12 protein-coding genes are annotated in these 13,997 nt (G+C 54.2%); 8 read left to right on the top strand and 4 right to left on the bottom strand.

Going from position 1 to position 13,997, the window contains the following annotated elements; translation table 11 throughout:
- Positions 1-44: 44 nt before the first annotated feature.
- Genes hypF through BLO43_RS11590 form a run of 8 tightly spaced genes read left to right on the top strand, consistent with a single transcriptional unit; the run spans position 45 to position 11,031 of the window.
- A complete protein-coding gene (gene hypF, locus BLO43_RS11625; protein WP_254773443.1) occupies positions 45-2,315 on the top strand; it encodes a carbamoyltransferase HypF in 2,271 nt (756 codons plus the stop codon).
- The gene (hypE, locus tag BLO43_RS11620; protein ID WP_090907188.1) at positions 2,308-3,318 is read left to right on the top strand and encodes a hydrogenase expression/formation protein HypE; all 1,011 of its coding nucleotides are present in this window, start codon (positions 2,308-2,310) and stop codon (positions 3,316-3,318) included. Before hypF ends, hypE begins: the two co-directional genes overlap by 8 nt.
- A gap of 16 nt (positions 3,319-3,334) precedes the next feature.
- Entirely contained in the window at positions 3,335-5,128 is a 1,794-nt protein-coding gene (locus BLO43_RS11615) for an NAD(P)H-dependent oxidoreductase subunit E (RefSeq protein WP_090907187.1), read from the top strand.
- Positions 5,125-5,859, top strand: a complete 735-nt coding sequence (locus BLO43_RS11610; RefSeq protein WP_090907186.1) for a 2Fe-2S iron-sulfur cluster-binding protein — start codon at positions 5,125-5,127, stop codon at positions 5,857-5,859. The genes BLO43_RS11615 and BLO43_RS11610 overlap by 4 nt, the downstream gene beginning before the upstream one ends.
- Positions 5,843-6,388, top strand: a complete 546-nt coding sequence (locus BLO43_RS11605) for an NADH-quinone oxidoreductase subunit B family protein (RefSeq protein ID WP_090907185.1) — start codon at positions 5,843-5,845, stop codon at positions 6,386-6,388. Before BLO43_RS11610 ends, BLO43_RS11605 begins: the two co-directional genes overlap by 17 nt.
- 20 nt (positions 6,389-6,408) lie before the next feature.
- A complete protein-coding gene (locus BLO43_RS11600; RefSeq protein ID WP_090907184.1) occupies positions 6,409-7,890 on the top strand; it encodes a Ni/Fe hydrogenase subunit alpha in 1,482 nt (493 codons plus the stop codon).
- Positions 7,887-8,375, top strand: a complete 489-nt coding sequence (locus BLO43_RS11595; protein WP_090907183.1) for a hydrogenase maturation protease — start codon at positions 7,887-7,889, stop codon at positions 8,373-8,375. The genes BLO43_RS11600 and BLO43_RS11595 overlap by 4 nt, the downstream gene beginning before the upstream one ends.
- Positions 8,356-11,031, top strand: coding sequence for a bifunctional acetate--CoA ligase family protein/GNAT family N-acetyltransferase (locus tag BLO43_RS11590; protein WP_090907182.1), 2,676 nt, complete (start codon positions 8,356-8,358; stop codon positions 11,029-11,031). The genes BLO43_RS11595 and BLO43_RS11590 overlap by 20 nt, the downstream gene beginning before the upstream one ends.
- 139 nt (positions 11,032-11,170) lie before the next feature.
- Here the strand turns inward: BLO43_RS11590 and BLO43_RS11585 are convergent, their stop codons facing one another.
- The 4 genes from BLO43_RS11585 to BLO43_RS17090 all read right to left on the bottom strand — a co-directional run bounded on the left by BLO43_RS11585 (position 11,171) and on the right by BLO43_RS17090 (position 13,909).
- Complete coding sequence (locus BLO43_RS11585) at positions 11,171-12,058, bottom strand: universal stress protein (RefSeq protein ID WP_090907181.1); 888 nt, start codon at positions 12,056-12,058, stop codon at positions 11,171-11,173.
- A 228-nt stretch (positions 12,059-12,286) separates the two neighbouring features.
- A complete protein-coding gene (locus BLO43_RS11580; protein ID WP_175443938.1) occupies positions 12,287-13,102 on the bottom strand; it encodes a PEP-CTERM sorting domain-containing protein in 816 nt (271 codons plus the stop codon).
- Positions 13,053-13,403, bottom strand: a complete 351-nt coding sequence (locus BLO43_RS11575) for an Hsp20/alpha crystallin family protein (RefSeq protein ID WP_254773442.1) — start codon at positions 13,401-13,403, stop codon at positions 13,053-13,055. The genes BLO43_RS11580 and BLO43_RS11575 overlap by 50 nt, the downstream gene beginning before the upstream one ends.
- Before the next feature lie 350 nt (positions 13,404-13,753).
- Positions 13,754-13,909, bottom strand: coding sequence for a S24/S26 family peptidase (locus tag BLO43_RS17090; RefSeq protein WP_254773441.1), 156 nt, complete (start codon positions 13,907-13,909; stop codon positions 13,754-13,756).
- Positions 13,910-13,997: the final 88 nt, after the last annotated feature.

Below are 13,997 nucleotides of genomic sequence, written 5' to 3'. Positions count from 1 at the left end.
TTCGGCTACTACTGGTACGCCCGATGAATGTAGAGGATCAGCAAGTGGTTCAACATACGGAGCCCGAGGCACGTCGCTGGGTGGTGACGGGCCGGGTACAGGGGGTAGGCTTTCGTCCGTTTGTTTTTCGTTTGGCGCAGCAATTCAGTCTTACGGGACGTGTGCAAAACCTGTCAGGCCAGGTTTTGATTGAAGCTGAGGGTGAAAAACCCATGCTCGATGCGTTTGGCGCTGCGCTACTTGCCGAGGCGCCGCCTCTGGCGCAACCGGAGATGATTCGCGCCGAAAAGATTTCCTACCGAAAGTTTGATCGTTTCGAGATCGTCTTGAGTTCGGTGGCCGCGGCAGCGGAAATTCACATACCACCGGATTATTTTCTGTGCGACGACTGCAAGCGGGAGATGCAAACACTGGGTAATCGGCGTTATCGCTATCCTTTCATTAACTGTACCCAATGCGGGCCGCGCTACACTCTGATCACGCGCTTGCCTTATGATCGTCTCAATACCACCATGGCGGGGTTCGAATTATGTTCAGCGTGCCGAGTTGAATATGAGAACCCCCTCGACCGCCGCTTTCATGCCGAGCCGGTGGCGTGCCCGGCGTGCGGCCCGCAACTGAGTCTGGTCACGCCCGTCGGCCATGTCGAGCGCGCTGCCGCACTGGCTGCCTGTGTGTCTGTGTTACGCCTGGGTGAGATTGTCGCGGTCAAGGGCATCGGCGGCTATCACCTGATGTGCGACGCGAATAACTCCACGGCCATCGCGCGGTTGCGCGCCACTAAAAACCGGCCGCATAAACCGCTTGCGCTGATGTTTCCATGGCGCGGTGCGGACGGCCTGAAGCGCGTGCAACAGGAACTGGAGATCGATGCCGAGGCAGGAGCGTTGCTGTGCGCCGCAGCGCGCCCCATCGTACTTTTGCGCCAGCGCATGGATTCCAAGCTGCCGGAATCGCTTGCGCCAGGGTTAAGGGAAATCGGCGCAATGCTTCCCTATAGCCCCTTGCATCACCTGTTGCTGGATGAGCTGGATAAACCGCTGGTTGCCACCTCCGGAAACGTAAGCGGAGAGCCGGTGCTGACGGATAATACAGAGGCGGAAAAGCGGTTGGGCAAAGTCACGCGTATCTTCCTGCATCATGATCGCCCCATTGCGCGTCCGGCGGATGATCCGGTAATGCGCATCGTTGCGGGTAAGGCCCGCTTGATTCGCGCCGGGCGTGGCGTAGCACCGATTGAGTTTGATCTTCCGCGTTCATTCGCGCAGCCGCTGCTCGCTGTCGGCGGCCACATGAAAAACAGCATTGCCTTGGGGTGGGGCAGGCGCGCAGTGCTCGCGCCCCATATCGGTGATCTGGATGCTCCGCGCAGTCTTGCGGTATTCGAGCAGGTTATTGCTGATTTTCAGCGATTGTACGGTGTCATCCCGCAGGCTGTCGTTTGCGATGCGCATGCCGGCTACGCAAGCAGTCGCTGGGCCGCGCACCAGGGATTGCCGCTCATCCGCGTCTGGCACCACCAAGCCCATGCGTCGGCGCTGGCGATGGAACATGCAATGGAGCACCATCGGGACGGGGCATGGCTGATGTTCACCTGGGATGGTGTTGGCTTGGGGGAAGATGGCGCATTATGGGGCGGCGAGGCGTTGCATGGGCGTCCAGGCGCGTGGCGCCGTGTTGCCCGCATGCAGCCGTTCCGGCTTCCGGGCGGAGAGCGGGCCGGGCGCGAGCCGTGGCGTTCGGGCGCCGCATTATGCTGGGAAAGCGGTATCGATGATCAGCCCTTCCCAGCCGATACCATCCTGCTTAAAAAAGCATGGGAGAAAGGAATAAATTCTCCTGTCACCACTGCGGTGGGCCGTTTGTTTGACGGGGCCGCAGCCTTGCTGGGGCTCATCGACCGCGCGAGTTATGAGGGCCAGGCGGGCATGTATCTGGAAAGCGTGGCCGCAGGCGGTATTGAAGCCATAGACCTGGCGCTGTCTCAAGACGCATCGGGCCTATTTACGGTGAATTGGAAACCGCTCATACCGGCGTTACTGAAGGCTGACGTCCCGGTGACGCAAAGGGCGATGCAATTTCACATGAGCCTGGCGCGCTCTATTGTTGCCCAGGCACAATGCGTCCACGCGTCGACCCCTTTCGATCTGGTAGGTCTCACGGGTGGAGTGTTTCAGAACAAATTGCTTGCCGAGCTGGCGGTGGCACAGCTTGCCGCAGCCGGATTCGACGCGCACCTGCCGGAAAGAATACCCTGCAATGATGGCGGTATCGCGTTTGGCCAGCTTGCCGAAGCGGAATTCGCGCATGGATGATACGCATATCCGTCTCGCCCATGGCAACGGCGGGAGCTACATGCGCGAGTTGATCGAAACCGTATTTGCACGTCATCTTGCCAACCCTCTGCTCAATGTGCAGGCGGATGCGGTGGCATTGCCCGCGATGGAAGAAGGGGGAGTGGTCATGGTGACAACCGATGGATTTACTGTGCAGCCGCTGGAGTTTCCGGGCGGCACCATTGGTTCGCTGGCAGTGCATGGAACGGTAAACGACCTCGCGGTTTCGGGCGCCACGCCTTATTATCTGACGCTTAACGCATTTATTGAGGAAGGTTTCGACGTACCCCGGCTGGAGCGCATTATCGCCAGTTTTGCGGAGGCTGCGCGTGAAGCAAGGGTAGTTGTCGTGGCGGGCGATACCAAGGTATTACCGCGCGGCGAGGTTGGAGGACTCTATCTTGCCACCACCGGTGTTGGCATCCGCCCTAGGCATCTCCAGCTCGGACTGGATCGCGTGCAACCCGGCGATGTAATTCTGGTGAGCGGCCCGGTGGGCGATCACGGCATTGCTGTCTTGCTCGCGCGTGAACAATTCGGCCTGAGTGGTGAATTATTGTCGGATGCGGCAAGCGTACTTCCTTTGACACAGGCGCTGGCATCGCTTAATGGTTTGCGTTTCATGCGGGATCCCACGCGCGGCGGGCTCGCAACCGTGCTGCATGAAATTTGCCGCGCTACTGGCCTTGAGGTGCGACTGAACCAGGTCGCGATTCCGGTGCGGGAGCAGGTGGCGGCGGTGTGCGAAATGCTGGGCTACGACCCCCTGTTTCTGGCCTGCGAAGGGCGGGTGGTAGCGGTAGTGGAAGCATCCCAGGCGGATGAAGCGCTGACGCGACTACGGGCGCTGCCGCTAGGGTGCGAGGCTGCAATCATCGGCAGTGCCAACGTGGGGCGCGCACATGTGGTACTACAAACCGAGCTGGGTGGCGAGCGAATCCTGGAAGAACTGGAGGATGATCCGCTCCCCCGGATATGTTGATAATTAAGGAAGGGCGATGGAACCTTGCGAGTTTCCCGATATTGAGCAGCAGCTCGCGCCGGTAATTGAACGGCATGGAGGCGAGCCGAACCGGCTGCTGCAAATCCTCCTTGAGGTGCAGGAAGCTTTTCATTTTATTCCTCCCGAAGCAATCACCTGTATCGCCGGGTACCTCGGGCTGCCACGGGTGAGCGTGGAAGGGGCGGCCGGTTTCTATTCCTTCCTGTCTCTCAAGCCGGCAGGCGAATATCGCATCCTCTTTTCCGATAATATTACCGATCAGATGCTGGGCAATCCGGCGTTGATGCAGGCTTTCTGCAACAAGCTGTGGCTGGAATCAGGCAAGGTGTCGGAAGACAATCTGGTAAGTGCCGACCGTACTTCGTGCACGGGCATGTGCGACCAGGGACCCGCAGCCCTGGTCAACGGCTGGCCGCTCACCAATCTGAATCAGGACCGGCTTGACCTGATCGGGAATTTGATCCGCGACAGGATTCCCGTTTCGAGCTGGCCGTCGATACTGTTCGAGGTCAAGGATAATGTCCGCCGTGCAGGCATGCTACTGGGCAAGCATTCTGAACCCGGTTTCGCGATCAAGGCAATGCTGGAACGAGGTGCCGACGCGACGCTGATGGCGATAAAGGCATCCGGATTGCGCGGGCGCGGGGGGGCGGGTTTCCCGACTGCCGATAAATGGAAGCGATGCCGGGATTCTCCAGGATTGGCGCATTACATCGTTTGCAATGCGGATGAAGGCGAGCCAGGTACTTTCAAGGATCGCGTACTGCTGAACAGTTATGCCGATCTGGTATTCGAGGGCATGACCATCGGTGCAAAAGTGATGAATTCTGCGAAGGGACTCCTGTATTTGCGCGGCGAATATCGCTATTTGCTGGAGAAGCTCGAAGGCGTATTGGCAAGGCGGCGAGCTGCCGGGTTGTTGGGCAGGAATATCCTGGGAAATACGGGTTTCGATTTCGACATAGAAATTCATCTGGGCGCTGGTGCCTATATTTGCGGAGAAGAGTCGGGGTTAATCGAATCACTGGAAGGAAAGCGCGGTCGCCCGCGCAATCGCCCGCCATATCCGGCAGCGCACGGTTACCTTAATCAGCCTACGGTGGTGAACAACCTGGAAACCTTTGCCTGTGCTGCCGCAATTGCGGCGCACGGAAGCGAGTGGTTCGCGGGGATGGGCACGCAGCAGTCCAGCGGCAGCAAGATTTTAAGCATCTCCGGCGATTGCGCCAGGCCTGGTATTTACGAATACCAGTTTGGCATCTCCGTGCGCGAAATACTTGATGATTGCGGTGCGGAAGATACCTGTGCGGTCCAGGTAGGCGGACCCTCCGGCGTTCTGATTTCCACGAAGGAATTCGGACGGTGCATTTCCTTTGAAGATCTGGCTACATCGGGGGGTTTTACCATATTCAATGGCGGGCGCGACATATTACGGGTGGTACAGAATTTCGCACACTTCTTTGCCCATGAAAGCTGTGGCTTTTGTACCCCATGCCGCGTGGGAACCCAGTTGCAGAAAAAAATCGTGGATAAAATTGCAGATGGCCATGGTACGGCTTCCGATGTGGGAGAGCTGAAGAATCTTGGCCGTATCATGAGGACCATGAGTCACTGCGGATTGGGACACACGGCACCGAATCCGGTGCTGGACATGCTGGAAAGATTTCCCCATGCTTACGAGCAAAAACTGAAGAAACTGGCATTCGAGCCGGCTTTTGACATCGATCTCGCCCTGGAGACCGCGCGCAGAATTACCGGCCGGGATGATGCGGAGGCGCATCTGCCATGAACACGACAATCACGATCGACGGGAAAACGGTGCCGTTCACTGACGGCCAGACCATCATGGACGCTGCGCTGGCATCCGGCATTTATATTCCTCACCTGTGCCATAACCCCGACTTCGAGCCACATGGCAGCTGTAAATTGTGTGTCGTCAGCGTCAACGGCCGCAACATGACATCCTGCACCATGCCGGCTTCGGAGGGCATGGTGGTTGCAAGTGATACGCATGAGCTCAACGAAGACCGCAAGGTACTGGTGCAAATGCTCTTCGTGGAAGGCAACCATATCTGCCCGGCATGTGAGGCCTCAGGTAATTGCCAGCTGCAGGCGTCGGCCTATTACCTGAATATGCTGAGTCCCCATTTCACGCACTTTTATGCGCCGCGCGAAGTGGATGCTTCGCATCCTGATATTTTTCTCGACCTCAACCGCTGCATCCTCTGCGAGCTTTGCGTCCGAGCCAGCCGCGAGATCGATGGCAAGAACGTATTCGGCATTTCCGGCCGCGGTATTCACACGCATCTGGTGGTGAATGCCGCCAGCGGCAGATTAGGCGATACTGATTTCGCCGTAACTGACAGGGCTGCTCATGTCTGTCCTACGGGCGCCATTCTGATTAAGCGTCAGGGCTACCGGATACCCATCGGGAAGCGTACATTCGATCAAAGGAATATCAGCGAAGTGCAGATGGAATCGTCGCAACACGTGGAACCGGACGATGAACGAAAAACGTAAAATGCGGGTGGCAACCTGTTCCCTGGCCGGCTGTTTCGGCTGCCACATGTCCCTGCTGGATATTGACGAAAAGTTGTTTGATCTTCTGGAAATGATCGAGTTCGACCGCACCCCTTTTACCGATATCAAGCATTGCGGGCCATGCGATATCGGGATCGTGGAGGGCGGCGTAAGCAATGCGGAAAATGCCCGCGTGCTCAAGGAATTCCGGGATAACTGCAGGATACTGGTGGCGATCGGTGCCTGTGCCATTGATGGCAATGTTCCCGCATTGCGCAACAACATCGATTTATGGGATTGCTTTCAGGAAGTGTATCTGTATGAGGGGGGGCTGGAAGGAAACCAGATACCCAACGATCCTGAGCTGCCGCTGCCCTTCGACAAGGTTTATCCCATCTACGAAGTGGTCAAGGTGGATTATTTCCTGCCGGGCTGCCCGCCATCCGCTGACACGATCTGGAAGTTTCTGAATGATCTGATCGCGGGCAGGGAACCGAAAGTGAGTTATGAGATGTTGCGCTATGATTAACGCATCTTCAGGATCATCTCATGGTCTTTGAACTGGAAACCGCCGCGCATCCTGAAAACCTGAAACGGGTGGTGATCGAGCCGGTTACCAGGGTAGAAGGTCATGGCAAGGTTACGCTGCTGCTTGATGCCGATAACCGCGTGCATCAGGCACGCTTCCATATTGTCGAATTCCGGGGCTTTGAAAAATTCATTCAGGGGCGCCCCTTTACCGAGGTCCCGGTACTGGTCCAGCGCCTGTGCGGCATTTGCCCGGTGAGTCATAATCTGGCGGCTTCCAAGGCTATGGACATGATAGTCGGGGGGACACCACCGCCCGCTGCTGACAAGCTTCGCCGACTCATGCACATGGGGCAGATACTGCAATCTCATGCCCTGCATTTTTTTCATCTCTCTTCGCCGGATCTGCTGTTCGGTTTTGATGCGGATGTGGGAAAGCGCAACATCGCGGGTCTCGCGGCGAACTTCCCGGATATCGCCCGACAGGGGGTAGCCCTGCGCAGGTATGGCCAGGAAGTTATCCGGGTCACCAGCGGCAAACGGGTGCATGGCACAGGTGTAATTCCCGGCGGAATGAGCAGGAATCTGTCTCTGGATGACCGCGATTACCTGTTGCAGGAAATAGACCAGGTCATCCGGTCGAGCCTGGATGCCGTGCAATTGATCAAGACCATCTATAGCGCGCACGCGGATTTTCATAACGGCTTTGGTTTCTACCGCTCCAGCTTCATGAGCCTGGTGCGGGAGGATGGGGCCATGGATCTATACCACGGTGGCTTGCGTGCCAGGGACGAACATGGCCAGACCATTTTTGATCATGTGGAATACGGCCACTATTGGGACTACATTCACGAAGAGGTGAAATCCTGGTCTTACATGAAATTCCCCTTTATCCGTTCGCGCGGCAGGGAAGAGGGCTGGTACCGTGTGGGACCGCTGGCGCGGGTGAATAATTGCGACTTCATCCCGACGTCGCTGGCCGATGCGGAGCGCAAGGTTTTCAAGGAATTTGGCGGGGGCAGCGCGACCCACGCTACCCTGGCCTTTCATTGGGCGCGCATGATCGAGATGCTGCATGCCGCTGAAGCCATACAGGAATTGCTGCAGGACGACGATTTGCTCAACGATGACCTGGTGAACACGGGCGAGCGGCAGTTGCGGGGCGTGGGCGTGATCGAGGCGCCGCGCGGAACGCTGATCCACCACTACCGCATCAACGAAGATGAGCAGATCGTACGCGCCAATCTGATCGTTGCCACCACCCACAATAATCAGGCCATGAACGAAGCGATACGCCAGGTGGCGCTGCAATATCTGGATGGCCATCAACTCACCGAGGGCCTGCTCAATTATATCGAAGTGGCGATTCGTGCATTCGATCCCTGTCTTTCTTGCGCTACCCATGCCATCGGCAAAATGCCGCTGGAGGTGGAACTGATGGATGCGGAAGGCGCGGTGATACAGCGCCTGGTCAAGGATTCCGACGGGCGGTATGGAACTTGACGCCGCCGCTGCTGATATTTGGGTATGGAAACCCCAGCCGTGGCGATGATGCGCTCGGACCCTTGCTGCTGGAGCACCTAGAGACGCTTAAGCTCGCGAATATCGAACTACTCACCGACTTCCAACTCCAGGTAGAACACGCCCTCGATCTGAGAAATCGCAAACGGGTGTTGTTCATCGATGCCAGCGTTTCATGCGCGGCGCCTTACGCCTTTTCACGCCTGCATGCACGAAAGGATACAAACTATACCTCTCACGCCATGAGTCCCATGGCGGTGTTGCATATATACCGGGAACTCTACGGAAATCCCCCTCCTGCTTATCTTCTTGAGGTTCGGGGTGAGCAATTCGAACTGGGGCAACCACTCAGTTCAGCAGCGGCCTTCAATCTGGAGGTATCCTTGGATCTGTTAAAAAAACTTTTTTCAAGCACCAGTCTGCCCGAATGGGAGTCGTTTATAAATCATGAGCAAGCACTACCTTAACCCACTCTTTACACCTAGCTCTGTTGCCGTATTCGGCGCCAGTGACAGACTCGACTCGGTGGGGCAGATCGTATTTCAAAATATGTTGGGAAGCGGTTTTCAAGGAGCACTTTATCCGATCAACCCGAAATACCCTGAAGTGCAGGGTAAGCGCGCCTATGCTTCAATTGCCGAAATCAACCAACCTGTCGAACTGGTGGTCATTGCGACGCCGCCTCAGACCGTGCTGGGCATAATCGAGAGTTGCGGCATCCATGGCGTGAAGGCGGCGATTATTATCACTGCAGGGTTCGGTGAAGCCGGCCATGGTGGTGCGGAGCTGGAACGGGAATTACTGGAAATTGCGCGCCGCTATGGTATTCGTCTGGTGGGACCGAACTGCCTGGGGATGATGCGCCCTGCCATCGGCCTTAATGCCACATTCAATCGTGGTGGTGCAAATAGCGGAAACATTGCGTTTGTTTCACAGTCAGGCGCGCTATGCACCGCAATTTTGGATTGGGCGCAGAGCAACGATGTGGGTTTTTCTAGCATTGTGTCGATGGGGTCATCGATAGATGTGGATTTTGGTGAGGTTCTTGACTATCTGGTCTCCGATGTAAGTACTCACAGCATTCTGATGTACATCGAAGGTATTCGCCATGCACGCAGTTTTGTGAGTGCGCTCCGCGCCGCCGCACTCGCCAAACCAGTGATCCTGGTCAAGGTGGGTCGCCATGCGGCCGCTGCCAAGGCAGCGCTATCGCATACCGCTTCGCTCGTGGGTGCAGATGATGTGTTCGATGCGGCGGTCAGCCGGGTAGGCGCGGTGCGTGTGCAGACAATTACGCAGCTCTTCACTGCGGCAAAGGCACTATCATGCGGGTTTTGTCCGGTTGGCAGCCGCCTCGCCATTGTTACGAATGGTGGGGGTCCCGGTGTAATGGCGACTGATCGTGCAGTTGATCTGGGGCTTCCCATGGCAGCGCTCTCGGACGCCACGATTGCATATCTTGATCAACATCTGCCGCCGAATTGGTCGCATGCCAATCCGGTAGACATTATTGGAGATGCTCAGGCCGAACGCTATCAGCATGCTGTTAAAGCCTGTCTGGAAGATAGCAGTGTAGATGGAGTTCTAGCCATACTTACGCCCCAGGCGATGTCCAAGCCGTTGGAATCGGCCCAAGCTCTGATCGAGCTTTCTGGCAATTATTGCAAACCGTTGCTGGCCTGCTGGATGGGGGAAACACAAGTCGCGGCAGCGCGTAAGGCGTTCGCCAAAACCCGGATACCCAACTTTCGCACACCTGAACCGGCAGTGGAGGTATTTTCCCATCTTTCCACCTACTATCGTAATCAGCGGTTGCTGCGGCAAATGCCTGGCTCAGTTTCGCATCATGTCGAACCTGACGTGGAAAGTGCGCGTCTGATTATTGAGGGAGCGATGCAGGAGCATCGCAAGGTACTGACTGAAATGGAATCCAAAGCTTTGCTCTCGGCTTTCCATATTCCTGTCGCCAAAACCATGATCGCGCGCTCGCCCAACGAGGCGCTATTGATCGCACAACAACTGGAGTTTCCGGTGGCAATGAAGGTTAATTCGCATGACATCACTCACAAGAGCGATGTAGGCGGTGTGCTGCTCAATCTAAATGATGCGCATGAGGTTCTTGCTGCCTACCAGCAAATTCAGGACACTGTACGTCGCAGTCATCCCGATGCGCATCTCGACGGCGTTTCCATTGAACCTATGATCGTGAAACCCAACGGCCGCGAATTGATGATAGGCGTGACGAGTGATCCAATATTTGGGCCGGTGATCACTTTTGGCTTGGGTGGGACCACGGTCGAAATTATGGGTATTCGATCCGTCGCGCTGCCCCCATTGAATAAATTTCTGGTCAGAGAGTTAATTGATGAAACCCGTATTTCAAAGATGCTGGGTTCCTTCCGCCAGATGCTTCCTGTCAATATGGAAGCACTTGAGGATGTGTTGTTGCGCGTATCGGAAATGGTTTGTGAATTTTCTTTTCTCAAAGAAATGGACATCAATCCGCTTATTCTCGATGAATGCGGTGCCTTGGTCGCTGATGCGCGCGTAATTGTGGAATATCGTCAGCCGAGCTTTGATCGCTATGCGCACATGGCTATCTATCCCTATCCGACCCAATTGATCAGGCATTGGCAGCTCGCTGATGGCACCAATATCATCATTCGCCCGATTCGTCCGGAAGACGCCGAATTGGACCAAATATTCGTGCGTGAGCTGTCTGAAGAATCAAAATACTTCCGCTTCATGACCATCATGCATGAGCTTTCTGAAACCATGTTGATATCTCTCACGCAGATTGATTATAGTAGGGAAATGGCTCTGATTGCCGTGACCCAGAAACAGGAGAAAGAAATCGCATTGGGAGTCGCACGCTATGCCATCAACCCGGATGGGACATCCTGTAAATTCGCGCTGGTGGTGGGAGATAATGTCACAGGTAAGGGATTGGGGCAAAAACTCATGATCTCACTAATGGAAGCCGCGCGTGAACAAGGATTAAAGACAATTGAAGGCGAGGTGTTAAACAACAATCACAATATGCTCAAGCTCATGAATCGCCTTGGTTTCTCGACAGAAACCAGCGAGGATCAGAGAACTGTGAAAGTGACAAAGCGACTCTAATGTAAATACGTGACAAGTTCACAAATTCTCAAGACCGGTACTCAATCGCTTTATTGACACAATCCCATGATAAAGCAATAGCCTATAATAGAGACGCACTGTCACTATACCAAGTGCATTTTAAACATCATCTCAGAGGTTAACCTACAACAAGCACGTCACAATCTGCATCCTGAATCACCCGCGTTATTACACTACCAAGTAGCATATCTTCCCTTTCCGTTTGGCCATGTCTACCAATAACAACTAGATCTGGTTCAAGTGTCGCCATCTGTTTACGGATTATGTCAAACGTAGCACCCTGTTTTACAATATAGGTCACCGAAATACCCGAAGCCTCCAGGTTAGAGACGAATTGACGCATCTCCATTTTTTTTTGTGCGTGAATTTCCGCCTCGTAAAATTTAATCAGCTTATAGTCAATACCAGCAGAATGTAACTTCGCTTGGAGCGGTACTTCAAACGCATGCAACGCAGTTTTATGTGCATGGGGAGCAAAGCTCATGGCAAACTTTGTAGCCCGCCACGAAGCTTCGGAGAAATCCACGGGGATTAATATTTTCTGGTACGGTGCTTCTGGTTCGCGCTTGACAATCAACAGCGGTCGAGTCAACTTGCGCAGTACTTTATCGACGGTAGAACCGACAAACAAATGTCGCACAATCCCACCACCATGAGCTCCCAGAACGACGAGGCTCGCATCTATGAGTTCGGCGTAATGCACAATCTCGGTGTGAGCCCGCCCCACATTCAACGTCGTCGTCATTACCTGAATTCCGTATTTTTCAGAAAGCCTACGTTCAATTTCGGCTAACTGCTCGCGTGATGACTCCATCAACCGTTGCTCTGTTTCCAGTGGAGCAGTGCCTAGATGACGCAGTGCCTCCAGCGCAACGTTGTCGATGATATGCAGTAGATGTAGGGATTCGCTGCCCAGATCATGGGCCAGCATGGCAGCCCGCGCTTCGGCGCGACTCGCAAACGGGGCCATATCGGTTGCGCCCACTATCCGTTCTATTGGGATCATACGTTTCCTTTAACAATGGTTTTCGTATTCACGCGTGCTTAACTTACACTGCATTATTCCTGGCATAACCCCAACTGGGACCCCGACCTAAATTCTAAAAGCCCTGTCACTGTTTTACTGTTAAGGTCGATGAGGTAGGAGACTGCTGCGCTTGAGTTGAAGCAATTTCTCGAGATTGATCTCATGACAGATTCCTCTTAATTGGCCTTAATCGACACACCGTTTCGGCTAAGCCCTCATTTCAATTGGTATTGTAGAGGGCGCCTTGCGACGACCCGTCATGAAAACCATCACGCCAAGGCCAGCGATGTACATTGCGTAGGTATGCGGCTCTGGTACACTTTGAACAATGTCCACAACGATTGCACCACTGTTGTTGGACCATTCGTTGCCATCCATTGTGCCAAGAAAAAGTCTTGTCGCAGAGGCTGGAATGGAAAATTCCTGTGTTACGCCACCTGATGTCCTTCCATCCCCGATAAAGAAAACCTGCTGGAGCTTAGGTGATAGAGCAGTAAAATTGAGTCCGATCGTTTGAAAGTCTAGCTTTGAAGGGGGGGATAACAAACTAGGGGCGCTATCAGTTAAGAATATGCCCAGCAGTGAATTTATGGGAGCCCGGATGTCCGATATGCCATTTTGAGAGCCGGACTCATGATCATAGAAGAGCACGCCATTGTATACATTGCCGTCAGCGGAACTGCAATTTGTTCCGGCGCAAGTCGGAGTGTTGCTAACACCACCAGTCGTCCCTGTGAATGTCAGTATCCTGCCGGTCGAAAGGTTTAGTCCGGTGATTTCTACCGGGGATTGATAAGGGGCCTGATCAGGCGGGGCGGTTGAGCCATCTGGCATTCCTGCAAGATAAGGGTTGGCGGTGCCGGGAATAGATTCGGACACAGCTTGTGCAAATTCTGAAATACCCACCGACAGGGAAATAAGCAGGAGGCCTCTAATAGGCAAGGAAATCCTCATTTTTATTTCTCTTTCCACATCAATCCCTGCCTTTTTCTCGCTTCCTGATTTCCATAAACATTGCGGCAAATGACCCTTTCCACTTCTTTTCCTCTTTCTCCTGCTTGGTCTCAGCACTAATGGAAACCCGGTTGCCATCTATCTGCACGTTGACATCCTCTTTCTTTACCCCTGGGATTTCCGCACGCACGGTATAAGCCGTGTCGCTTTCGGACAAATCCATCTTGATCGTGGGAGCATTTTCCATTTCCATGGAAAATGGACGCATTCCAAAATTCCTGGGCCAATTGAACCAATCCTCAATGTTGTAGAAGGGGTCGAAGCGGGCGATATCGCCAATAATAGGGGAGCGACGTGTTATGTTGGCCATGATGTTTTCTCCTTTGAAGTAATAAAGTAATGGGGACGTCCCAGGCAAATCAGGATAACGGTCGTCGTCAATAATGATGCTTCGGGCCCATGTCTATGTATAGATGGTCTTGCGATGATGTCAAGGAACGCCAGGCCAACAAAAAGTACGAAAGGGAGTGCATTCCAAAAACGGATTGCCCATCGGGCAGACGAATAGTAAAACTAACAACAAATACCGGAATACAGAAATCACGAGTCGCTGATCGAACTGCCTAAATATTGAACAGTCCCTAGACAGCTCGAATTGCGATAGTTTAGGGGAGTTATCCACAACCTTCCAGCACGAATGTGGACATTCCTAAAATGATATTAAAACGTAATTACTTGCCGGATCACCCCCTTGATCACCCCGCCCGCTTTATCCGCTTTCAAGGGCGCACTTGCAGGCAAAGGCTTGCCGTTGATGCGAATGCCCCCTGTCATGTCAACGCGGTCATTGCCTATTGCCAGGACGCGTTTCATCATGAAGCCATAGCCACTCGGACAGAAACCGGGGCAATGTGGGTTAATGTAGTCAGATATGATGGATGATCCCATTGATTGTGCAATGGTG

Source organism: Nitrosospira sp. Nsp13 (genome assembly GCF_900101945.1).
In the GTDB taxonomy this organism is placed as follows: domain Bacteria; phylum Pseudomonadota; class Gammaproteobacteria; order Burkholderiales; family Nitrosomonadaceae; genus Nitrosospira; species Nitrosospira multiformis_D.
Note: the sequence above shows the minus strand (reverse complement) of the source record. Positions and strands in the feature narration are given on the sequence as shown.